Raw genomic sequence first — 21,598 nt, 5'->3', positions numbered from 1 at the left:
AAAGAGCCGGACGGATAACTGATATCCGTCCGGCTTTTCTTATGCGTTTAAAGGATAGTCCGCTTGTTCATCCACTGACTGAGTTTAGTAAACAATGTCGGTGGATTTGGGCGTTCAAGGTTATTCGGGTTGCAAAAAGCGAAGTAATCGACTTTTTCAATAAAGTACGCGAGACGTAGCAGCGCAAACAGCAGAGCCCCGCTCGATCCGAGCGCGAAGCTTAGCCCATAGCCGTTAAACCCGAAAGGAAGCAGCAGGAAGGTGAGGACGGCGTTTAACGAGAAAAACAGGATGGAAGTAATCATCGCGCCACGCCGGTCTTCAAAGTAAAGAAGAATGAGCGTCAGTACAAGAACCATAGCGTTTGAAAACGCCCCGACCGTCGTAAAACGGAAGATCGAGATAATATCGTCCTCGATCGGTACAAGGGTCGTAACGTAGCCGATCGATAGAATGATTACTATCGAAATCAAGCCCTGACTGCGCACAAGCCTTTCAAGCTCCTCCTTTAAGACATACTGCATGGATTCTTTTGATGTTTTGATCTGCTGAAGTGTCCCACCCTGGTTAATGTAGCCGTAAAACGAACGGTACCGCTCGTAGAAACGGGTCTCTACCGAGACGACAAATATAATCAACGTAGGAATAATCGTGAGGTATGACCAAAAAATTGCTGTATCATATACCCGGTTATAGACGAAAGAATCGAGAAGAATGGATCTGCCTTCTCCAAACCAGATAATCCAGTTACACACCCAGATGCCTACATTATATAAAAACCCAGTCCAAAATAAAGTTGGGTATTTGTCGAAATAGCTGACGTAGTGAAACTGGCTGTCTGATGTATGAAGTGGAAACGTAATCAGCATTGAAAACAGCAGCCCGAACAATGTGACAATCATGCCGCTCGTAAAGCCGAGCACAAGCATAAAGCTCGTAGCGTGCGGAATAAACGTAAAAGCTTCTGCAGAGCGGCCGAGAAGAAATACCATACCGACCGCAATTACTGCACCGGACAAAAAGCTGTAGGCGACAGCCTGGTAAAACTTTGCGGCACTTAAGAATAAAAATAGTACCCAGATCAAGTTAATGGTAACAAATAATACAAGGAGCAAAAGCTCATACAGAAATGGCAGAGAGCTTATCCATATAAAGATAAGCCAGGCGGTTAACGCCAGAATAAGAGTTACTTTCGTCATGCCGAGAAATGTTGGAAACACTTTATTTGTCTTTTTTTCATAAAATAGATCCGCGATGTACCGCGTGACTACCAGCTGCTGGATGCCAAACAGCACCTGGGAAAATATAAACGAATAGGAAATAGATAAATTGAACAGCTCTCTTTCCTGCAGCGTGACAGGAAGAAACACCATGGAAAACCATTGGATCATCGCAATCGTAGCGATAACGACAATCCAGGGCCCGGCCGTTACCAGGCCGGCGAAAGCATAAGCTTTCATCCTGGAGGAAAAATAGTCTTCCTGGAACAGCTGCTGAAGCTTAAACCCTATGCCGGCCATATTCGAGCCCCCTTTGATGATAACGTTCCGTGTATTCCTGAATAAACTGGTGAATCTGATAATACGCTTCGACCCGGTTCTGCCCGTTTCGGCCGAACTTTTCCGCTTCCTCCGGGTGCTGATAGATCCATTCGCAGCGCTGGGCAACCTGCTCCGGGTTAACCGGGGGAACGACAAAGCCGGCGGGCCCGTAAGGATCACCTTCCCGGCCGTGAATAAGTTCCGAGCAGGAGCCGACATTTGTTGCAATAAATGGAAGACCTGCTGCCATGCCTTCGAGAACGGCAAGAGGCTGGCCTTCAGAAATACTTGTCAGCAGGCACACATCAAAGGTAGGCAGGTAATCGGTAATATTAACTTTTCCGACAAGAAAGACGTGATCCTGGAGACCAAGCTGGTCAACAAGGCGCCGGCACTCACCGGCGTACTCGAGATCTTCATCTAGCGGCCCCATAATGGTGAGCTTAAAAGGAACGGACCGGCTTTTTAAAATATTCCCGGCATGAATCATTGTCTTAATGTCTTTAATAGGGACAACACGTACGATGGCACCAATATGAACATAGGAATGAGGATGTTTATCCTTTTCTACAAGCGATAAGCGGGCGTAGTCAATTCCATTCGGGATGATTTCAATTTTAGCCGGATCGGCGCCAATCTCCTCCTGCAGCTCTCCATTACGGGCAAACAGTGTAATGACGTCGTCCGCTTCTTTATACGCCTGGCGTGAAAGATGGTGAAAAAACGTGATCCAGCGCTGCTTATAGTAATCCGGTATCCAGTCAGCCTGAAGGATTTCTTCCTCCCGCTCCCTGGAATAAATTCCGTGCTCGGTCAGCAGGTACGGGATCTCCTGCTGCTTTTTGATAGCAGCAGCCACCATACCGGCGTATCCCGTTGAAGCCGAGTGAACAATATCAAGGTCAGGAAACGAAAACTGAAGCAGCTCGATAACGGGCGCGAACATGCCGCGCCACATCCAGAAATAATCGATAAATGAGCCGGACTGTCTTTCTTTATCGTAGCTCTGCTGGACAATCTCCCAGAACAGGCCGCTGGAGAAAAAGTTTTCTGTGCCTCCAAGCTTTTGGCCTAAAGCAAGAAGCGCATCCGAACGGACGGATTCAAACTTCATCCACTCGGTGATGGCTTCTTCGTCTGCCGGGGTCAGGGAGAAATTCCGCTGCCGCCTTGGCTGCTGCATATTAAGCGGGAGATTAAGCACCTGCGAAATGTTGCCTGGCAGTTCGTAGCGGTAATCCTCCGGCGAGATCGGCTCCGGGGTGATGGCGATAATGACGAATTCATGCTCGGGCATCTGTTTAACGAGCATCTGCACCCAGCTGGCCACCCCGCCGCTGACGTACGGATAGCTGCCTTCTACAACCATGCCTATTTTCATGAAGCATCATCCTTTAATGGAATTTCGGCCTGTGGCTCTTCAAGAGTCAGACGGTACAGTGTGCCGGTCTCGCCATAGGCTTCGATTGAACCGAAATCAAAGCTACCCGTGTCGATGGAAGTGCCTTTATTGACACGAAGCATCATAGTGGATGGCTCAACCAGGTCTTCTCCCTGAATCGTAATCCTGTCTTCATTGTACGTGACTTCAAGGCTTGAGGCCTGATAGCTTTTCATCCGTTCGGTCGCCTGAGCCTGAGTCATGCTGTCAAGGTAAGGATAGGTGGCTTCCACAAATTTTGCCATGTTCTTAAGCTGAACTTTCATGTCCGGCCATCCTTCGCCATAGGCACGGTCTGGATCGAGCACGTCATCCGGGTGAATAAAGTGGGAAAAGACACCAAAATTCGCAATTGCGTCCGCTTGAATAAACTGGTTCTCCGCACTTTCCCCGTACCCGCTTGATATACGTGGGAAGTGATAGATGGAAGGGTACTCCCCGTCCTCCTCGAATTCCTGGATAAAGCTTCCCTCGCCCTGACCAGTATATAGGGAGGCGATCGTATTAATGCTTGGCAGCGTCTCGTGCAGAGCCTGAATTCCAGTTCTATTTAACACATTGGAAGGAGGGACATATGTTTTAAAGTCTTCTTCCGGATAATAGTGATGGAATATTTTCTCGACACGCGTAAGGGATTCGTTCATTTTTTCTTTGCTTTCCCACGGTGTGTACAAAAGCTCTGGATCCATCGGCTCGTCTTCTGTTACAAGCGGCTGGTGATTGTATCCATGAAGACCGATTTCTCCGTCGTGACGATACACATTTCTGCCGAAAAAGAGCATTGGATAACGGTCTCTGTCAATAAGCTCTTCTGCAGTAGCATCCATCGTTCCTTCGTATGTGCCAATCATGAGGCCAGTATACGTAAAATCATGATCTATGCCGATTTGTTTCATATCCTCCCACCAGACATCGGTGTAAAAATCTTCAACAGACATATCATACTGCTCGGTAATCTGTTCATTTTCCTCTGCCGGAGCTGGCGCCGGGAAGTCATCAATATGGACAGTTTTGATATCTGCCTGAGCGCTCGCAAAAGCAGGGGGGAGAATAGAAAGGGACTGCAGCAGCAGGCCGCGTGTATTTTTTCCTGCCATAGCGGTCGTGTTCCAGAACAAAGCCTTGCCATCACCGTATTCATTAGTCCACATTAGTGGATCTCCTTCTACGGAAAGATAAGGCTCGGCTTCTTCACGGAGAGTCATGTTGGCAATGCTGTGTGAAAGAAGTAACGAGTCGGGCTCAAGATCAGTGTATCCCGGAAAGAGTTCCTGTTCAAAAGTCAGACCGGTGAGACCGCCTTTAAAGTCATTCACATCGTCAATGCCAAGCATTTCATTGTACCTTGTATCAATAAAGCGGGCGCCAATGTAAAGACGGCCGCCCTCTTCGACGAACGATTCTATTTCTTCAAAGGGCCATTCTTCCGCATGTTCGCCGGCAAGTACGAGCACATTGTAAGGGGAGGGCTCCAGGTTCGAAATTTCTTCCTCGGAAATTTCGGTATACGGCACCTTGGCGTAATCAAGAGCGTATTCAAAGTTATTTAATGTATTTTCAGAGAGGTCACTGTCATTTTTGTGCACATAGATATTCATTTTTTCTCCCGCCACTTCTTCACCGCCGGCACTCATCGTTTCTGTTTCTTCTGTGTTGGAGGCCTGATGGGGGAGCCAAAGCTGAAAACGCTCGAGCCTGATAAACTGGAGAACAAGAAGAATACTTAAAATTACAACGAAGAGCCCGATCGTTGACTTCATCATCTGTTTTTTCATGAAACGATCCCTCCCATCTGCCGGACAATGTACTGGCGGTTTTCCGGTATTTTATCCGGATCCACATGTTCATGCATAAGGGAAAGCACCTGCCCGATCCCAGTCCAGTCTTTTTGGTTATAGTAGTATTCAATCAAATTTAAATAGCCGTCAGCTTCATGTGGAAAAGCCTGAAGCATATACATGTACGTATTAACTGCCTGTGTCGGGGAATCAAGCTGTAGATAGACATCGCCGAGCTGATTAAAAGTTTCCATGTGACTGGGAAAATCCTTGGCTGCCTGTTCCAAAAACTGAAGGAACACATAGCGGAGATGCTCCTGCGAATGATCGTCCAGCAGATGGCTGTCCAGGTAGCCCCGGTAGATGCCCATCAATCTGCTGAGAGATTCTTCACTTTGAAAATACTCATGCTCCGCTTTCGCAGTATCAAGGCTTTTTTCGTAGCGATCGACAAGAAGATTCATCGTCGTGGCGGCATAATGGACGGTCTCTGAATCGTCATTATTGAGCCCGAGGTTCAAATACTTTCCTTTGTCCGAAATGTTGGAGTTAATCAGCTTAAGCATTAGATTCTTACGGTCCGGCTGATCATCATTTGTAAATGCTTCCGTCAACGGAGTGAGATTTTTGTTGTCGTTGGCTTCATAACGCAAGTGCTCCAGGTTAATCGGCTGAAACTTCACATACTCTGTATAATCAGAAACGATTTTGTTTGAATCCACCCGCCTGGAAGCCCACCAGGCAAGAAGACCGAAAGCTTCCCCGAGTAAAGGAAGAAAGAAGCTGATTAACACAATCCAGATAACGGCTCCGTACTGGTGCGGCTGCAGTCTTTTTTTCACGGCCTTCGCCGCAGCAAATAAAATACAGGCGTGAACGATGTAAAAAAGAATAACGAGTATCGTCGGCTGTATAAGGTTACCCAGCATGAGTGCCTCCTTTTTCTTTTAAGGCTTTCTTGATTCGTTTTTCTACGACCTGCGCATTTTCAGCATCTGTTCCGGGCAGGAGAAAGTAAAGATTACTCTGGCGGGAATCAAAGCCGATAATATCTATTTCACGAAGGTAAGTCCGCAAAATAACTTCAGCTTCGGCAACAGACATTCCCTCAAAGCGGTCAAATTGTATGACTACGGTGCTGTAAGGCACGCCGTACTCCTCCTTACGCACGTCCTGCTGTGCAACGTGAGCATCAAAGGCATCTTTATAATAAATATTTGTACCTGAAAGCATTTGCTTCTCTTCATCCTTTGCCTGCCACTCACGTGCTTTTTCGATACGGTTGGAAATCCAGTCGAGCACAAAGGACATAATTTGGATTTCATGGGTGGTGAGACGGGAAAAGTCGAGCTGGTCGATAATTAATACTTCCTGGATTTCTTCGTTATAAACGATCGGTCCTGCAATTACCGGGGCATTTTTTTCGTCTTTGACGTTTCGCAGGGTGATTGCTTTTTCCGTAAATAGACGTTGATAAAAAGAAGATTCTTCGCTTAAAAATACGGTTTGCGGGAGTGTCTGCGAGCTCCCCTGGCGTACTCTCAGCCGGAGGGACCTTTTTGATGAGTCTACGTGATAAATCGCAATGTCATTCGCTTTAAATAAATCGGCGATAATTGCGATAGCTTCATTACGCACAAGCTCCGGGGTAGGCTGATCCAGCTTGATGCCCACCTGGTAAATCTGGGCAAGAGTATGCTCGGAGTCCAGTACTTTTTCCTGCATGACCCGCTGGGAATCCTCGAGTTCTTTAATTGTTTTCGTCAGTTCTTTATTATCATCCTTTAATTCATCCTGGGTATACGTAAGGCTCTCATAGCGTTCCCGGTAGGACGAACTGTAAAGACCGCATATAACAGCGAGAAGCAGGGAAAACAATAAATAAAGATAGTCCCCGGTATCATAAAACAGAAGAAAGAGATCATCTCCCGCTGTAAACGTGGCTATAACGTGATATACAAGGGTCGTGAAAAAACTCAGGATGGCAATGTTAATGCCGTATCGCAAAGAGAAAAACAAAATAACAAACAAAAACGGATTAAGTGTCCACCCAAGCATTCCCAGCTGGAATACCTGATCGATAATTCCCAGTACAAGAACAACAACGAGCAGCTCCACAACTTTTCTCCACACATTTTTCTGCGTGTAAATCATCCCATCACCTCTTCAAAAAGTTATATTAGATTTATGTGCCATATTGCTATTGCCGCCCATCGAGAGTAAGCTTAGTAAAACTTTATGCTTACAAAAGAATTAAAATTATGATATTAAGGGCGCAACGACATGGTTCATAAATCCCTGCACTTAATAAGGACCGGTCCTAATTCTGTGCTTCAAAGCTTATTTATTATCTATAAGGAGGAGCGTTATGGGTATTATCTCACAAAAAATGATTTTTGTTACAAATTTTTCTGTATTTTTTTATGAGTCTTTTCTAATGAAGGGAAAACCCGCTTCTTCCAGTACTTTTCCGCTTTCGAAAATGAAAAATTACAAAATTTTTTACGATTCGCCAAATAAAAACATACTCAGGGAAATGAAAAATTATGGTGTAGTAATCATTGAGCCTGTGTATTATACGAAGCAGCAGGTGAAGTACATTCAGCGGGCAGGCACAAAAGTTTACGGCTACATTAATGCGATGGAAGCAGACCGGTGGAATGAGGCTTTATATACACAGATGGAGGAAAAAGATTTTTTTCACCGCCGCGAAAGCCGCGTATATTATAGACAGTGGGAGTCCTACCTGATGGATATGGACGAAGAGCATTACCGGCAAATCCTTATGAATGAAGTCACAAAGCAGATTCATGCCAAGGGATGTGACGGTGTATTTTTAGACACAGTGGGAAACATTGATGATGAGCATGAAAACAATCCAGAAACACTGTGGCAACAGCGCGCGGCGATGGCTTCATTTATGGGGAGTATTAAAGAAAAACATCCGCAGCTGGCCATTATTCAGAACTGGGGTTTTGATACACTCAGCACCACTACGTATCCGTTCGTAAACGGTATTATGTGGGAAGGATTTGAATATTCAGCGATCGCGGGCGACGAATGGGCCCAGCAGAAAATTGCAAAATTAAAAAAGCTGCGGAAAAAACACAAAATTCAAGTACTCACGGTGTCGGAACGTGAAGAGGAAGAAAGCCGAAGATATGCAGAGTCTCAAGGCTTCTGCCATTTTCACTCCCCGCGTGGTTATAATGAATGGTAGGAGAGCAAAGAAAAACTAAGCGGCAGAGTGTCTCTTGCGGAGAATAGTATTGTTATTCAAAAGAAAATGATGTAGGTTAATAATAAATAACCAAATTTTGGGGGAGATCAGCGATGATTTTAGTAACCGGCGGCGCAGGGTATATAGGAAGCCATATTTGTGTAGAGCTGTTGGAAGAAGGTCATGAAGTAGTAGTGATTGACAATTTCTCCAACAGCCGTTCTGTCTCCCTGGAACGGGTGGAAGAAATCACAGGAAAAAGCCTTAAATATTTCGATGTGGATCTGCTGGACCGCGAAGGGATGGAGAACCTATTTGAAAGATTTGATATTGAAGCAGTTATTCATCTGGCAGGACTGAAGGCGGTTGGGGAGTCTGTGGAAATCCCGCTCAAATATTACCATAACAATATTACGGGAAGCATTATTCTTCTCGAGACGATGAAAAAATTTAATGTGAAAAAAATGATTTTTTCGTCTTCGGCTACAGTGTACGGCACGCCGAAAACAAATCCAATTACGGAAGATTTTGAGCTGCAGGCGACAAATCCCTACGGCAACTCGAAACTGATGATTGAAGATATTCTCCGGGATCTTTACGTGTCCGATCACGAATGGAGTATTTCCATTCTCAGGTATTTTAATCCGATCGGTGCCCATCCAAGCGGACGGATCGGGGAGTCGCCAAACGGTATACCGAATAATCTGATGCCGTATATAACGCAGGTGGCGGTAGGGAAGCTTCCGCAGCTGAACGTGTTCGGCGATGATTATCCGACAAAAGACGGCACAGGAGTACGGGACTACATTCACGTGGTAGACCTTGCTAAGGGCCACTTAAGTGCTCTGCATAAATCGATGGAGGGGCCGGGAATTGGAGAATTTAATCTTGGTACCGGCCAGGGCTACAGCGTACTGGAATTGGTGGAAGCATTCGAAAAAGCATCCGGAAAAGATGTGCCGTATGAGATTCGGGACCGGCGCCCGGGAGATATCTCTGTTTGTTACGCCGACCCGGCCAAAGCACGTAATGAACTGGGCTGGACCGCTCAAAAAGGAGTAGAGGATATGTGTGAAGATTCCTGGCGTTGGATTAAGCATAATCCAGAGGGTTATCCGTCTGTGTAAATAGTACTGAATTTGAAAAAAGCCTGCTTTAACAGGCTTTTTTTGCTTTTATTTCTAAATTTAAGAGATATTTCTAAAAAATGTACTTTATATGTATGAAATATAGTTCTTAAAGCACGGTACTTATTGCTATATTTAAAGTATAATAAAGGAAATAATGAATGGTTGTTCACTCATACATATGCCGGGCAACTGGCATAACTAAATAAATGGGGTGAGCAGGATGGGTATGAAGTGGTTGAAAGCCGCTGTCATTCTGGTATTTTTGCTTGTTATCTGTTTCTCGTTCCCTGTGCAGTCGGACGCTGCCAGTTCAAAGTATGTAGTGAAAGGAAATACTTCAAGCAAGGTGGTGGCGCTGACTTTTGATGACGGTGCAGATGGGACAAACATTTCTAAAATTCTTCAGACATTGTCCACCCAAAATGTAAAAGCCACTTTTTTCTTAACTGGCTCCGGAACGAAGGATCATCCGCAGTCTATCCGGAATATTGCAGCTGCCGGGCACCAGCTCGGTAATCATTCGTACTCCCATCCTGATTTCACCACTATTTCCACTACGAAAATGAAAAAAGAATTAGCAGACACGGAAGCCCTCGTGAAAAGCACTACCGGCAAATCAACTAAGCCAATCTTTCGGGCTCCGTTCGGCGCCACCAATTCCACCGTGCTTAAAACGGTAGGAGATGCAGGCTATACGCATACTCTGCACTGGAATATCGATACGATTGACTGGAGAGGGCTTTCAAAAACCCAGGTATTGAATAAAGTAGTAAATAATATTGAACCGGGTTCGGTCGTATTAATGCACACAGGGGCAGGAGCGCCTGGCACACCGGCCGCACTTCCGGAAATGATTACAAAGCTGAAAGCCCAGGGGTACAAATTTGTAACGGTCTCTGAGCTTCTGAAAATCCAGGGTTCAACATCGGCCGGAGGAGCTTCTTATACCGTAAAATCTGGAGATACGCTGTACAGCATTGCCAACCGCAATAATGTAAGCGTGACAGAGCTGAAAAAAGCCAACAGTATTCCGACGAGCTCGAACGTCATCAGGGTCGGGCAGGTATTGAAAATCCCGGGTAAAGGTACCACTACTCCGCCTCCGGCTGCCTCCGGATCATATACCGTAAAGTCGGGTGACACACTGTACAGTATCGCCAACCGCAACAATGTGAGCGTGACAGAGCTGAAAAAAGCCAACGGCATCCCGACGAGTTCGAACGTCATCCGGGTTGGCCAGGTGCTGAAAATTCCGGGCAAGGGAACCACTACTCCCCCAGCCTCGTCCACTACGTACACTGTAAAATCAGGTGATACGTTATACAGTATTGCAGGAAGATACAATACTACTGTCCAAAAAATTGCTGCGGACAATAATATTTCCAATACGGGTGTGATCAGTGTTGGTCAGAGGTTGAAAATCGCTTCTTAAGAAAAGGTTGAACGTAAGCCCTATGCGGGTAAAGGAAACCAGACCGTAAGAAAAGGGAGGTTTTCTAATGACCGAAATTACGTTCAAACCAGAAAAAGGCACACACACTACAAAAAGCACCGACGGCCATAATATTCAGTACACGATCAATTTCGTGGAAAAAAACAACGAACGGGCTGTACACGTGAACTACGAAACTAAGGACCGGCTTACTCCGCAGGCTGGAACAGTATTATTTGAAATGGGACAAACAACGATAGAGCAGCGCGGCGTTGTTTTTAATTTAGAAGGCACACTGGAAAAAGGAGAAAACGAATAAATCCGGCCGGCTTCTCCGGTCGGTTTTATTTGTGGAAAAAAAGAGGAAAGTATGCAGCTTTTTTGATACAATAGCTTTTTTTAAAAAGTAATGACCGGTGATGTTGTTACTGGCGCTTTCACTTAAAGCAGTTTTGGCTATCATTGCTGCTGGGGAGATTCTTTTGGAGGCATTCACGCCAAAGCTGATGTTTACAGGCTGGATGAAAGAATTCCACGTATTGAGTCTGTTTTATTTATTATACTTCAGCCTGCATAAGAATTTTGCCGTTGAAGAAGGAAATGAAACGAAGGGCAGTTACCGGTGGATCCTGCCTGCCCGAAAACGAAAAGAAAGGGCAGGAGACATAGAAAATAAAAAAAGAAAGAAAAAATTATCATAAGCGTACAAGTTCTTTATGAAGTCTATAAATTTCCTCATTAAAAATACGGGAGAGGATTTGAACACCGTTTTGAGAAAGGCGGGTTTTTACTTTTTTCTTATGAATTTCACGAAGCCAGTCGCGTCGGTCGTTAATATCGCCAAGCAGAGGCTGCATTTGTTTGTACAGCTCTTCGGAACGGTTACCGTCAAACTGATATATACTGCTGGTGTATTTGTACAGATAACGCATCTCTTTCGTTTGCAGACGTACGTCGTGCAGGGCGGCGAGGGTCCTGTCGTTTGTCCAGCCATAACGATTTTTAATAGATTTGTAGCGGCGAAAAGTTTTTCGATAGCTATTTTCTTTTTTTTCCAACCGATCTTTTAAGGGGAAAAATTTGCTGAACAGTGGCAGTTCGCTTTCAAGAAAAAAATGCCATCGCTGTATATGCGCGTTTTCAATCATTTCGGGGAGTTTTGTAAAGAGAGCTTGCTGATGCTTTTTTTGTTTAAGGTACTGAAGCCGCAGAACTGTCTTAAATACTTCTTCCTGCCGTGGATCTGTTGTCTGGTCAAGAAGTGATTGAAAAGAAGAAATTATCACATCACTCTCTCTTAAAGGAGCAAGAAGGCGGTGGATGCGCTTTAGCCGCGTGCGAACTTCATGGGAACGTGGAATGCCCAAAAAATCGATAAGTGCCTGGAGTCGGCGTCCAGTCACGCGTGCCTGATGAACGTCTTCAGTGTCTTCAAGAGTGAGAGCTTTCCTGCAATAGATAAAATGGTCGGAAAACAGCTGATCCAATGTGCTGTTCCAACGGTTTATTTCTGCATGGGAGCTTTCCTCCCGGCAGTCGAGACACAGATACGACTGGCCTACCGGCAGAAACTCTTCTTTTTTTCTGCAGATGGCGCAGAAGGCTGTATAGGTTTTTAGATAAAAATCACCTTCACTTTCATCCCATTCAAGCAGGGTACCTTCCCCCCACTGCAGCGAGCGCCGGTAGGAAGCAGGGAGGAGCACGCGCCCCTCGGCGTCAACTTTTTTTTTGTAAAATACTCCTTTCGGCGGTATTGAATGAAAAGAAAAACGTAAACATTTTTCAGAAGCCATAAGAGTGATAGTAATGGTTGATTGTTTAGAGACATGATGCAGCCTTTCAGGCACCAAAAGTCGTCCTTTCCTGTCCAAGGTTACCGGTGTCAGACTATACATGGTAAGTCCTCCCCAAGGTGAATGTTATCGTTGCTTTACCCGGTTATTAATATTTTCATTCCTTTAAACAAAGATGGTCCTTGACATTTTCCAGAGCAAAAGTGTAATATTAGCTTTAATTAAAGATAATTGAATTAAGGATATGGTGAGCATGAGCAATCCTACGAGCGGGCAGGACCTCGCTTTAAAATCATTAGTTGTGTTATCGAGAGCCAATCACGCAGTGGAAGAAAAAATTCGGGAGGATATACGTGCCCATGGTTTGAATCCTACTGAATTTGCTGTGCTTGAGCTTTTGTACCACAAAGGAGAACAGGCTATTCAGCGCATCGGTGAAAAAATACTGCTTTCGAGCGGAAGCATGACCTACGTTATTGATAAACTCGAAAAGAAAAAATATCTTTTCCGGACCCGGTGCCCGGAGGATCGGAGAATTATTAATGTACGTATTACAGAAGAAGGCTCGTCGTTGATGGATGAGATATTTCCCCTCCACCAGACAGCTATTCAGGAAATGTTCAGTGTGCTTGATGACGAGGAAAAAGAAACATTTATAGCTCTTCTGAAAAAATTAGGTCTTTCTCTCGAAAAATAAATTTTTTTACGTTAATATCTTGAATTAAAGATATATGGTTTCGAAATAAATGCTGAAAAGAGGATGGATATGGAGAAAAAAACCGCTGGTATTCATCACATTACGGCCATTGTAGAAAGCCCAAAAGAAAATATCGCCTTTTATTTGGAGGTTCTTGGTTTAAAACTTGTTAAAAAAACCGTTAATTTTGATGATCCCGGCACGTATCATCTGTACTTTGGCGACCGGGAAGGTTCGCCGGGCACCATTATGACGTTTTTCCCCTGGAATGAGGCGCGTAAAGGGCGGACTGGAAGCGGCCAGGTGGATACCACGGTGTTCGCTGTCCCTGCCGAAAGTCTTGGCTTCTGGAAGGAACGCCTCACGGCTTTAGGGGTGAAGGTAGAACAATTCGAAAGATACAACGAAACGTATCTTCGCTTTCAGGATCCACACGGCCTTCATTTAGAGCTGACGGAACGTCCGCTGAACAGGAATAGTTCTTCAACGGTGCCTGAGGCTTACGCCATTCAGGGATTTGCCGGGGCGGTACTGAATTCCGGGGCACCTCACCAGACAGCTGATCTTCTCGAGCAGGTGTTGGGAATGAATTATGCGGGGCAGGATGGGACGTATCTGCGTTTCCAGACCGAAGCCTCTGTCGGTAATACCATTGATATCAGTACAGCTCCCGTTTCAAGGGGAGAGCTTGGAACAGGTACTGTGCACCATATAGCTTTCCGGGCTCGGGACGATGCGGACCAGCTCGAATGGCAGCAGCAGATGACGGCCCATGGCTACGTGCCCACAGAAGTGAAGGACCGTGATTATTTCAAAGCCATTTATTTCCGCGAGCACGGTGGCTTATTGTTTGAGATTGCGACTGATCCCCCGGGATTTACCCGGGATGAGCCGCTCGAGCAGCTGGGACAGGAATTAAAGCTGCCTGTATGGCTGGAGCCCAGACGAAAGCAGATTGAAGCGTCACTGGAACCGGTAGACGCTGCAAAATAAAGGAGGATTATAGTGAAACACATTTTTCAACAGGGAACTGACCAGAACAAACCGACATTTATGCTTCTTCACGGGACAGGAGGAACGGAAAACGATCTATTGCCGGTGGCAGGAATGATAGATGATTCCGCTTCGGTGCTTGGTGTGCGTGGAAATATTACAGAAAATGGCATGCCAAGATTCTTTAAACGGCTGGCCGAAGGCGTGTTTGATGAAGAAGACTTAATGAAGCAGACGGAGGAGCTTTATGGATTTATCGACACTGCTTCTGCTGAACATTCCTTTGACCGGAAAAATGTTGTGGCGGTTGGATATTCCAACGGCGCCAACATTGCTGCGAACCTGCTCTTTCATTACGAAGAGCCGGTGAAGGGGGCAGCGCTTTTTCATCCGATGGTGCCACGCCGGGGCATAGGGCTTCCGGATTTAACCGGCCTGCCCGTATTTATTGGAGCGGGGAAAAATGATCCGATCTGCCGTCCGGAAGAAACAGAAGAACTGGCGAAAATGCTTGAAGCAGCCGGTGCTGAGGTCACCCTTCACTGGGAGGACGGGGGTCATCAGCTGACAAAAGAAGAAGTGGAGCAGGCGGCTGCCTGGTATAAAAACTCTGTGCTGTAATCCAGTCACTTCTCGTGCGTGAAGGGAGCGCACAGCCTGATAGAAGCAAGCAGGAATAAACGAAATGGTGGTGCACGAAAGTGGGACTATTTGATTTTTTGAAGCAAAATACAAGGAGCGATGAAGCAATGGAAAACGTAAAAGTAGCAGTTATTTATTACAGCGCAACAGGTACAAACTACACAATGGGACAATGGGCCGTGGAAGGCGCAGAGGCAGCCGGAGCGGAAGCGAAGCTCGTCCGTGTTCCGGAGCTTGCCCCTGACGAAGCGGTGCATGCAAATCCGGCCTGGAAGCAGCATCTCGAAGACACCTCTCATATTCCGGAAGCAACACTTGCTGACCTGGAATGGGCAGACGCCTTTATTTTCAGCATGCCGACGCGTTTTGGCAACCTGCCGGCACAGATGAAGCAGTTCATTGATACTACCGGCGGCCTGTGGATGAACGGCCAGCTGGTCAATAAAGTAGTAAGCGGTATGTCCTCTGCCCAGAATCCTCACGGTGGACAGGAAGCTACAGTGAAAAACCTTTATACGACGATGATGCATTGGGGAGCCATTATCGCTTCTCCGGGCTACACAGACCCAGTAACGTTTGCGTCCGGCGGCAATCCTTATGGCACAAGTGTCACGGTTGACCAGGAAGGCAGCATGCAGGAAGACATTGAAGAAGCCGTCAAGCATCAGGCGAAGCGTACAGTAACAGTAGCTTCATGGGTGAAAAAGGGCATGGAACAGCAGTAGTCAAAAGGGGGGCGTACGCGCCCCTTTTATGCGGAATTTAATAAAGCATTAGAACAAGGGAGGAACACAGGGTGGAAGGAATCAGAGGGCTGCACCACGTAACAGCTATTACGAGCAGTGCAGAAAAAAATTATGAGTTCTTTACGTACGTATTAGGCATGAGACTGATCAAAAAAACCGTCAATCAGGACGATATTCAGACGTACCATTTGTTTTTTTCCGACGATGAAGGCAACGCCGGTACGGACATGACCTTTTTTGATTTTCCGGGTATCCCTAAAGGCACACACGGCACGAACGAGATCGCACGAACATCTTTCCGGGTCCCAAGTGACGAGGCTTTAGCGTACTGGGAAAAGCGGTTTGACCGAAAAGACGTTAAGCATCAGGGCATTTACGAACGATTTGGCAAAAAACGGCTCCCATTTGTTGATTTTGACGAACAGCAGTATGAACTTGTTTCCGATGAAAACAATGAAGGAGTGCCGGCAGGCAAGCCGTGGAAAAACGGTCCTGTTCCGGATGAGTATGCGATTACGGGGCTTGGTCCTATTTACGTCCGTATTGACAACATTGACTATTTTAAAGAAATGATGGAGCGCGTGCTCATGTTTGAAGAAATTGGCCATGACGGCTCCTTTCATTTATTTGAGGTCGGAGAAGGAGGAAACGGCGCCCAGGTGATCGTCGAATACAACGCGGTGCTTCCGCCGGCGCGTCAGGGCTTTGGCACCGTACACCACTCGGCCTTCCGGGTGAAGGACCGCGAGGAGCTCGAAGCCTGGATTCAGCGGATGGCGGACTTTCGTTTCCGCACGTCAGGGTACGTGAACCGGCATTATTTTGAATCACTCTATTCTCAGGTGGCACCGCAGATTTTATTTGAATTTGCGACGGACGGACCGGGATTCATGGGCGACGAACCATATGAGACCCTTGGAGAGAATCTCGCTCTGCCACCGATGCTCGAGCCGCAGCGCGAACAGATCGAAGCATCCGTGCGACCGATTGATACAGTAAGAAGCACGAAAGCATTTGAAAAAGAATACAATGACTAAGTCATCTCCTTCGGCCTCAGGGCCGGAGGTTTTTTTATATCTTAGATTGTCAATTTAAGCGCAACACTTCTTCATGAAACACATTTTCCGTGGTATTCCCATGTAGACAATTTCTGGGGCGGCGATGAATCAGTCCGATGACGTAGTCCACTTCCTGCTGGCTGAGGCGAGCTAAATCCATGCCCTTCGGGAAAAATTCCCGGAGAAGGCCGTTGGTATTTTCATTGGTTCCCCGCTGCCAGGCGGCATAGGGGTCGGCGAAATAGACGGGCACGCTCCGGGCTTCGAGGGCGGGAAAGCAGGCGAATTCTTTGCCCCGGTCCACCGTTATGCTTTCAAAGACACCACGAGGATACTGGTCCATCAGTGTTTCCACGGCAGTGGCTACGGTTCCGGACCGCCGGTCCGGCATGGGAACAGCTAACAGGTACCGGCTTTTGCGTTCGGTGAGCGTCACCAGGCAGCCCTTGCTTTTTCCACGCGATGAAACAATGGTATCCATTTCCCAGTGGCCAAAGGTTTGTCGGGTCTCGACCACGGCAGGGCGTTCCTCGATGCGCCGGCCGACCGTGAAACGGCCACGGCTTTCCCGCACTTTCTTCCGTTTGCCCTTCTGGCGAAGGCAGCGCAGGTCTCCCTTCGCCAATAACCCCTGGTACAGCCATCGATAGATCGTCCCGCATCCCACCGTAACCCCCGGGGCGTACCGGGCAATTTGTTCGGGCGACCAGGTGGCATGGAGATGATGGGTAATGGCTTGAAGCAGCTCGGGCGTCGCTTTGCCTTTTCGCCCGCAGGCCTTCCGCCGTTGATGATAGGCTTTCTGCGCCTGAGCGGCCTGATACGTATCGGAGGATGCCTGGCGCCGGCGTTCCCGGGAAATGGTCGATGGATGCCGGCCCAGAAAAGCCGCAATTCGCCGGATCGACCAGTGGAGGCTCGTCAGAGCCTCTAGTTGTCCTCGTTCGATCATGGTAAGATGAGAGTAGCTCATGGTATCCCTCCGTGTGAGTGTTTGGTGGTACTTTCATTTTACACTGGGATACCATGGGTGTTTTTTATTTTTTTACGTGTTGCACTTAATATTACAATTCAAGATTTTTTTACGTGTTGCACTTAATATTACAATTCAAGATATGAATCATCTTTGCCTGAAAAATGGAAAGTATAGTAAGCTGGTAAAAAGAAGTAAGCACCCATCTCCATTCTGAAAGGCGGACATAAAATGAAAAAAGACATCTATGTAGTGGGAGCAGTCATTTACGAGAAAGAGTGGATTCTTTGCGCCCAGCGCGGGCAGACGAAAACCCTTCCACTGAAATGGGAATTCCCGGGCGGGAAAATTGAAGCAGGGGAAACGCCGGAGCATGCGCTGCAAAGAGAAATAAGGGAAGAAATGAAATGCGGCATCAGCATTGAGGGAAAAATTGAAGAAACAACGCATGAATATGACTTCGGCATTGTGCACTTAACGACATTTTACTGCAGGCTTACAGGAGAAGAACCGGTGATTACGGAGCACCGCACAATCAAATGGGTACATAAAGAAAATCTGTATGAATTGGACTGGGCACCGGCAGACATTCCTGCCATTCATAAAATCACTCAATAGTTTTTTATTACAAATATAGGCAGGAGCTTGATGATGGATACAGTGCGTCAACTACAGGAATCGTTATACCGCGGCTTTATTGACCAGAACAGCTACGAGCGCAGCCCTTATGCACCAAAGCTTTTGATGAATGACAAGCAAAAGCATGAGGAGGTGCTTGCTACACTTGTTCATGAATTGCAACGATGTGAATCTTTTTTCTTTTCCGTCGCCTTTATTACAGAAAGCGGCCTGGCTACCTTGAAAACACACCTGCTAGAGCTGAAGGAACGCGGTGTGCATGGGAGAATACTTACGTCCACCTTCCTGCAGTTTAACCAGCCGAAGGTTTTTCAGGAGCTGCTGAAAATTACAAATGTGGAGGTACGGTTAGCTGAAATCGACGGGTTTCATTCCAAAGGATATGTATTTAAGCATAACGACCACTATTCACTGATGGTCGGGAGTTCAAACCTGACGGTGCATGCGCTGAAGGTGAACTATGAATGGAACATTAAGCTGCACTCTCATGAAAATGGAGAGGTGATTCATCACTTCCGGGAGCAGTTTGAGGATACCTGGTCGCAGGCGATTCCGTTAACAGAGGGATGGATAGAAAAGTATCAGCAGCTGTATCGCCCGCAGGCCCAGGAGAAAATTGCCGAGCTTTCTCCAGGCTGGATTGACCGGAACGCAATGAAGGAAGCGCTGGAAATCAAGCCGAATAAAATGCAGCAGGCAGCTTTGAAGGAACTGGAGGCCTTGAGAACAGCAGGTCAGCAAAAGGGGCTCGTCATCTCAGCAACAGGGACCGGAAAAACGTATCTAGCCGCATTCGATGTGAGAAAGTACCGGCCCCGAAAGATGCTGTTTATCGTCCACCGGGAGCAGATTCTCCGGAAAGCAAAGGACGACTTCGCCCAGGTTCTCGGCGGACGCACAGAGGATTTCGGATTATATACCGGTGCCGGTCAGGACGTGGGAGCCCGCTATGTGTTTGCAACGATACAAACGATTTCAAGAGATATTCACCTGCAGCAGTTTGACCCTGAAGCATTTGATTATATTTTAATTGATGAAGTACATAAAGCGGGGGCTGCGTCGTATCAAAAAGTGATCGATTATTTTCATCCATCATTTTTACTTGGTATGACAGCGACCCCGGAACGAAGCGATGATGTAAATATCTTCGCCCTGTTTGACTATCAGGTGGCATATGAAATACGGCTGCAGGAAGCGCTTGAGGAAGAAATGCTCTGCCCTTTCCATTATTTCGGGGTAACCGATTATGAGAAAGACGGAGAAGTGATTGATCAGACCACAGATTTGAGCCGGCTTGTGTCGGAGGAGCGAGTGGAACACCTGCTCGAAAAAATCCATTATTACGGTCATTCCGGAGAGAAAGTGTGTGGACTGATTTTTTGCAGCCGCAACCGGGAGGCAGAGGAACTGTCGGCTCTCATGAACCAAAAGGGGCGGAGTACCGTGGTGCTGACGGGGGCTGATTCGCAGGACGAGCGGTGGAAGCAGGTGAACCGTCTTGAAAACGGCGTGATTGAATACATTATTACAGTGGATATATTCAATGAAGGCATTGATATACCGGGTGTGAGCCAGGTCGTCATGCTCCGGCAGACAGAGTCGAGCATTATCTTTACCCAGCAGCTTGGGAGAGGTCTCCGCAAAGACCCTGCCAAGGATTTCGTAACCGTGGTGGATTTTATCGGCAATTATAAAAATAACTACCTGATTCCGGTGGCACTCTCCGGCGACCGTTCGCTCAATAAAGATCATATCCGACGGCGGATGCAGACCAATAGCTTTGTTCAGGGTATTTCCTCCATTAATTTTGAAGAGGTGGCCAAGAAAAAGGTGTTTGCTGCTATCGATCAGACGAACCTGCAGGAAATGCGAAAGCTGAAGGAATCATATATGAATGTAAAACAGCGTCTTGGGCGAATGCCGCTTTTAAGAGATTTTTTACAGCAGAATGCCGTAGATCCGGAAGTGATTACCTCCAAATACGGAAGCTATTACAGGTTCCTGGGCAAAATGAAGGAACAGGCTCCCCGGCTCTCTCCGCTCGAGGACCAGCTGCTGCATCTTATTTCTGCTGAATTTATTAATGGCAAGCGACGGCATGAACCTGAAGTACTCCGGTACCTTCTTACATATGGCCGTATTACGACAGAAGAAATAGAGCGCATTGTCCAAGCGTCGGGGGGCGTCAATACAAGGACAGCGGTCGTTTCCGTGAAAAGGCTTTTAACAACGGATTTTTTCACCGATCCTTATCAGAAAAGGTACGGCAGAACCCCGCTGATTGAAGAAGATAAAGGAATCTTCATGTGGCACACTGCAATGAAAGAAGCGCTCGCCGATTCATCCTGGTTCAGAGTGCTTGTGGAAGATGTGCTTTCCTGTGCGGAGATGAAAAATGAGCAATACGGCAGGCCGCCGTTTACGCTGTATCAGAAGTACTCCCGTAAGGACGTATGCCGGCTGCTGAACTGGGAAAATGATGAAAGCTCCACAATGTATGGCTATAAAACGAAGTACGGCACTACTCCTATTTTTGTTACGTATCATAAACCGGAAGACGTGGAAGCCAATATTAATTATGAGGATAAATTTATTAATCGCAGAGAACTGCAGTGGTACACCAGAAGCAACCGGACTACCGCTTCAAAAGAAGTGCAGGAAATTATCGATGCGGAGAAACAGGGTAACCGTATTTATATTTTTGTGAAAAAAGATGATGATGAGGGCCGCGAGTTTTATTACATGGGCGAAGCAAGTCCACTGAAACACACAGCAGAAAACACATCCATGCAGGACAAAAATGGAAAATTAATTCCGGTTGTGCGGTTGAACCTTCAACTAAAGGAAAAAATCGATGCTGATCTGTACCATTACCTGCACAGTGAGTAGAAGACAAAAACAAGCTGAGCCTGCAGAACTTAATCTTCTGCAGGCTCATTTAATAGATTGTTGTATATTTTTAAGCCTCCGTTTGTTCCTGGTATTTCCACAATCCTGGAAGTGGCACGAGCCTCACAGGAATAATTTCTTCCTTTGAATAAGCTTCTAAAGTATATCCCTCTCTCATCAGAGAAACGTACACAAGCCTTTCATTATGAAGAAATGCCATAAGAGACTCTAATCGTTTTGTTTGGGCGGGGGTAAGATGAAGGGTGAAGGGCTGGTTACTTTTTAGTCGTTTATCTACAGGAGCGCCCGCCAAATGGTTAAGCTCCTTAAGCGTTTTTTCTGTTTTGTAATCGAACATGTTCCGCAGCATTGATGCTTTTCCTCCTTTAACTGAAATACAGCAGACGATCCCAGAGACATTGATTATTCGCTTTTCTTTTGCCTGTTTGTGCTTAGGCGGTCCCAAAGCAGCAGTCCATAACAGGAAACGCCGCAGAGGAGTGTGAAAAATATGGCCATACTAACGTCTGTCCTTTCCCGGTGTTTTATCTTAAAAATACAAAAAGCCAGAAAAAGAGGTCGCACCCTTTTTCTGGCTTTTTGGCCCGGTTATAGATCCGGGC

Annotated in this window: 20 protein-coding genes; 12 read left to right on the top strand and 8 right to left on the bottom strand. The window is 46.5% G+C overall.

What is annotated here, in order from left to right:
* Window positions 1-47: 47 nt before the first annotated feature.
* From pelG to SIC45_RS11975, 5 genes are read right to left on the bottom strand one after another with little or no spacing between them, the layout of a single operon-like run.
* A complete protein-coding gene (gene pelG / locus SIC45_RS11995; RefSeq protein ID WP_319632318.1) occupies window positions 48-1,520 on the bottom strand; it encodes an exopolysaccharide Pel transporter PelG in 1,473 nt (490 codons plus the stop codon).
* A complete protein-coding gene (gene pelF / locus SIC45_RS11990) occupies window positions 1,501-2,922 on the bottom strand; it encodes a GT4 family glycosyltransferase PelF (RefSeq protein ID WP_319632317.1) in 1,422 nt (473 codons plus the stop codon). Before pelF ends, pelG begins: the two co-directional genes overlap by 20 nt.
* Complete coding sequence (locus SIC45_RS11985) at window positions 2,919-4,757, bottom strand: DUF2194 domain-containing protein (RefSeq protein WP_319632316.1); 1,839 nt, start codon at window positions 4,755-4,757, stop codon at window positions 2,919-2,921. Before SIC45_RS11985 ends, pelF begins: the two co-directional genes overlap by 4 nt.
* Window positions 4,754-5,689, bottom strand: a complete 936-nt coding sequence (locus SIC45_RS11980) for a hypothetical protein (RefSeq protein ID WP_319632315.1) — start codon at window positions 5,687-5,689, stop codon at window positions 4,754-4,756. Before SIC45_RS11980 ends, SIC45_RS11985 begins: the two co-directional genes overlap by 4 nt.
* Window positions 5,679-6,914, bottom strand: a complete 1,236-nt coding sequence (locus tag SIC45_RS11975; RefSeq protein WP_319632314.1) for a hypothetical protein — start codon at window positions 6,912-6,914, stop codon at window positions 5,679-5,681. Before SIC45_RS11975 ends, SIC45_RS11980 begins: the two co-directional genes overlap by 11 nt.
* A 283-nt stretch (window positions 6,915-7,197) precedes the next feature.
* On the opposite strand from SIC45_RS11975, the gene SIC45_RS11970 reads away from it, so the two are divergent.
* The 5 genes from SIC45_RS11970 to SIC45_RS11950 all read left to right on the top strand — a co-directional run bounded on the left by SIC45_RS11970 (window position 7,198) and on the right by SIC45_RS11950 (window position 11,243).
* A complete protein-coding gene (locus SIC45_RS11970; protein ID WP_319632313.1) occupies window positions 7,198-7,980 on the top strand; it encodes an endo alpha-1,4 polygalactosaminidase in 783 nt (260 codons plus the stop codon).
* A gap of 113 nt (window positions 7,981-8,093) precedes the next feature.
* Window positions 8,094-9,107, top strand: coding sequence for a UDP-glucose 4-epimerase GalE (gene galE / locus SIC45_RS11965; RefSeq protein WP_319632312.1), 1,014 nt, complete (start codon window positions 8,094-8,096; stop codon window positions 9,105-9,107).
* A gap of 229 nt (window positions 9,108-9,336) precedes the next feature.
* Window positions 9,337-10,542, top strand: a complete 1,206-nt coding sequence (locus tag SIC45_RS11960; RefSeq protein WP_319632311.1) for a LysM peptidoglycan-binding domain-containing protein — start codon at window positions 9,337-9,339, stop codon at window positions 10,540-10,542.
* Between the two features lie 67 nt (window positions 10,543-10,609).
* Window positions 10,610-10,861, top strand: a complete 252-nt coding sequence (locus SIC45_RS11955; RefSeq protein WP_319632310.1) for a hypothetical protein — start codon at window positions 10,610-10,612, stop codon at window positions 10,859-10,861.
* Between the two features lie 97 nt (window positions 10,862-10,958).
* Window positions 10,959-11,243, top strand: a complete 285-nt coding sequence (locus SIC45_RS11950) for a hypothetical protein (protein ID WP_319632309.1) — start codon at window positions 10,959-10,961, stop codon at window positions 11,241-11,243.
* On the opposite strand, the gene SIC45_RS11945 is transcribed toward SIC45_RS11950, so the two are convergent.
* Window positions 11,238-12,029 (bottom strand): CHAD domain-containing protein, encoded by a 792-nt coding sequence (locus SIC45_RS11945; protein ID WP_319632308.1) that lies wholly within the window; start codon window positions 12,027-12,029, stop codon window positions 11,238-11,240. The two genes, SIC45_RS11950 and SIC45_RS11945, sit on opposite strands and share 6 nt — an antisense overlap.
* A gap of 562 nt (window positions 12,030-12,591) precedes the next feature.
* Here SIC45_RS11945 and SIC45_RS11940 point away from each other — a divergent pair.
* The 5 genes from SIC45_RS11940 to SIC45_RS11920 all read left to right on the top strand — a co-directional run bounded on the left by SIC45_RS11940 (window position 12,592) and on the right by SIC45_RS11920 (window position 16,453).
* On the top strand, window positions 12,592-13,035 hold the full coding sequence (locus tag SIC45_RS11940; protein ID WP_319632307.1) for a MarR family transcriptional regulator: 444 nt from the start codon (window positions 12,592-12,594) through the stop codon (window positions 13,033-13,035).
* 69 nt (window positions 13,036-13,104) lie between these two features.
* Window positions 13,105-14,028 (top strand): ring-cleaving dioxygenase, encoded by a 924-nt coding sequence (locus SIC45_RS11935; protein ID WP_319632306.1) that lies wholly within the window; start codon window positions 13,105-13,107, stop codon window positions 14,026-14,028.
* A 12-nt stretch (window positions 14,029-14,040) separates the two neighbouring features.
* Window positions 14,041-14,649, top strand: coding sequence for an alpha/beta hydrolase (locus tag SIC45_RS11930; protein ID WP_319632305.1), 609 nt, complete (start codon window positions 14,041-14,043; stop codon window positions 14,647-14,649).
* A gap of 128 nt (window positions 14,650-14,777) precedes the next feature.
* On the top strand, window positions 14,778-15,395 hold the full coding sequence (wrbA, locus tag SIC45_RS11925; RefSeq protein WP_319632304.1) for an NAD(P)H:quinone oxidoreductase: 618 nt from the start codon (window positions 14,778-14,780) through the stop codon (window positions 15,393-15,395).
* 71 nt (window positions 15,396-15,466) lie between these two features.
* On the top strand, window positions 15,467-16,453 hold the full coding sequence (locus SIC45_RS11920) for a ring-cleaving dioxygenase (protein WP_298788455.1): 987 nt from the start codon (window positions 15,467-15,469) through the stop codon (window positions 16,451-16,453).
* A gap of 49 nt (window positions 16,454-16,502) precedes the next feature.
* Here SIC45_RS11920 and SIC45_RS11915 read toward each other — a convergent pair whose 3' ends face one another.
* Entirely contained in the window at window positions 16,503-17,447 is a 945-nt protein-coding gene (locus SIC45_RS11915; protein ID WP_319630748.1) for an IS30 family transposase, read from the bottom strand.
* Window positions 17,448-17,678: 231 nt separating this feature from the next.
* Here SIC45_RS11915 and SIC45_RS11910 point away from each other — a divergent pair, with 231 nt between their 5' ends.
* Window positions 17,679-18,065 (top strand): (deoxy)nucleoside triphosphate pyrophosphohydrolase, encoded by a 387-nt coding sequence (locus SIC45_RS11910; RefSeq protein ID WP_319632303.1) that lies wholly within the window; start codon window positions 17,679-17,681, stop codon window positions 18,063-18,065.
* Window positions 18,066-18,095: 30 nt separating this feature from the next.
* Window positions 18,096-20,975, top strand: a complete 2,880-nt coding sequence (locus tag SIC45_RS11905; RefSeq protein ID WP_319632302.1) for a DEAD/DEAH box helicase — start codon at window positions 18,096-18,098, stop codon at window positions 20,973-20,975.
* 70 nt (window positions 20,976-21,045) lie between these two features.
* Here SIC45_RS11905 and SIC45_RS11900 read toward each other — a convergent pair whose 3' ends face one another.
* Window positions 21,046-21,441: a hypothetical protein gene (locus SIC45_RS11900; RefSeq protein WP_319632301.1), complete on the bottom strand. Its 396-nt coding sequence runs from the start codon at window positions 21,439-21,441 to the stop codon at window positions 21,046-21,048.
* Window positions 21,442-21,598: the final 157 nt, after the last annotated feature.

The organism is Marinococcus sp. PL1-022, from assembly GCF_033845285.1.
Classification (GTDB): domain Bacteria; phylum Bacillota; class Bacilli; order Bacillales; family Marinococcaceae; genus Marinococcus.
This window is presented reverse-complemented; position numbering and strand designations above follow the sequence as displayed.

What these genes read in the sequence shown, in the direction of transcription:
- pelG (WP_319632318.1), bottom strand. Translation starts at nt 1,520, where the DNA reads ATGGCCGGCATAGGGTTTAAGCTTCAGCAGCTGTTCCAGGAAGACTAT.
- pelF (WP_319632317.1), bottom strand. Translation starts at nt 2,922, where the DNA reads ATGAAAATAGGCATGGTTGTAGAAGGCAGCTATCCGTACGTCAGCGGC.
- SIC45_RS11985 (WP_319632316.1), bottom strand. Translation starts at nt 4,757, where the DNA reads ATGAAAAAACAGATGATGAAGTCAACGATCGGGCTCTTCGTTGTAATT.
- SIC45_RS11980 (WP_319632315.1), bottom strand. Translation starts at nt 5,689, where the DNA reads ATGCTGGGTAACCTTATACAGCCGACGATACTCGTTATTCTTTTTTAC.
- SIC45_RS11975 (WP_319632314.1), bottom strand. Translation starts at nt 6,914, where the DNA reads ATGATTTACACGCAGAAAAATGTGTGGAGAAAAGTTGTGGAGCTGCTC.
- SIC45_RS11970 (WP_319632313.1), top strand. Translation starts at nt 7,198, where the DNA reads ATGAAGGGAAAACCCGCTTCTTCCAGTACTTTTCCGCTTTCGAAAATG.
- galE (WP_319632312.1), top strand. Translation starts at nt 8,094, where the DNA reads ATGATTTTAGTAACCGGCGGCGCAGGGTATATAGGAAGCCATATTTGT.
- SIC45_RS11960 (WP_319632311.1), top strand. Translation starts at nt 9,337, where the DNA reads ATGAAGTGGTTGAAAGCCGCTGTCATTCTGGTATTTTTGCTTGTTATC.
- SIC45_RS11955 (WP_319632310.1), top strand. Translation starts at nt 10,610, where the DNA reads ATGACCGAAATTACGTTCAAACCAGAAAAAGGCACACACACTACAAAA.
- SIC45_RS11940 (WP_319632307.1), top strand. Translation starts at nt 12,592, where the DNA reads ATGAGCAATCCTACGAGCGGGCAGGACCTCGCTTTAAAATCATTAGTT.
- SIC45_RS11935 (WP_319632306.1), top strand. Translation starts at nt 13,105, where the DNA reads ATGGAGAAAAAAACCGCTGGTATTCATCACATTACGGCCATTGTAGAA.
- wrbA (WP_319632304.1), top strand. Translation starts at nt 14,778, where the DNA reads ATGGAAAACGTAAAAGTAGCAGTTATTTATTACAGCGCAACAGGTACA.
- SIC45_RS11915 (WP_319630748.1), bottom strand. Translation starts at nt 17,447, where the DNA reads ATGAGCTACTCTCATCTTACCATGATCGAACGAGGACAACTAGAGGCT.
- SIC45_RS11910 (WP_319632303.1), top strand. Translation starts at nt 17,679, where the DNA reads ATGAAAAAAGACATCTATGTAGTGGGAGCAGTCATTTACGAGAAAGAG.
- SIC45_RS11905 (WP_319632302.1), top strand. Translation starts at nt 18,096, where the DNA reads ATGATGGATACAGTGCGTCAACTACAGGAATCGTTATACCGCGGCTTT.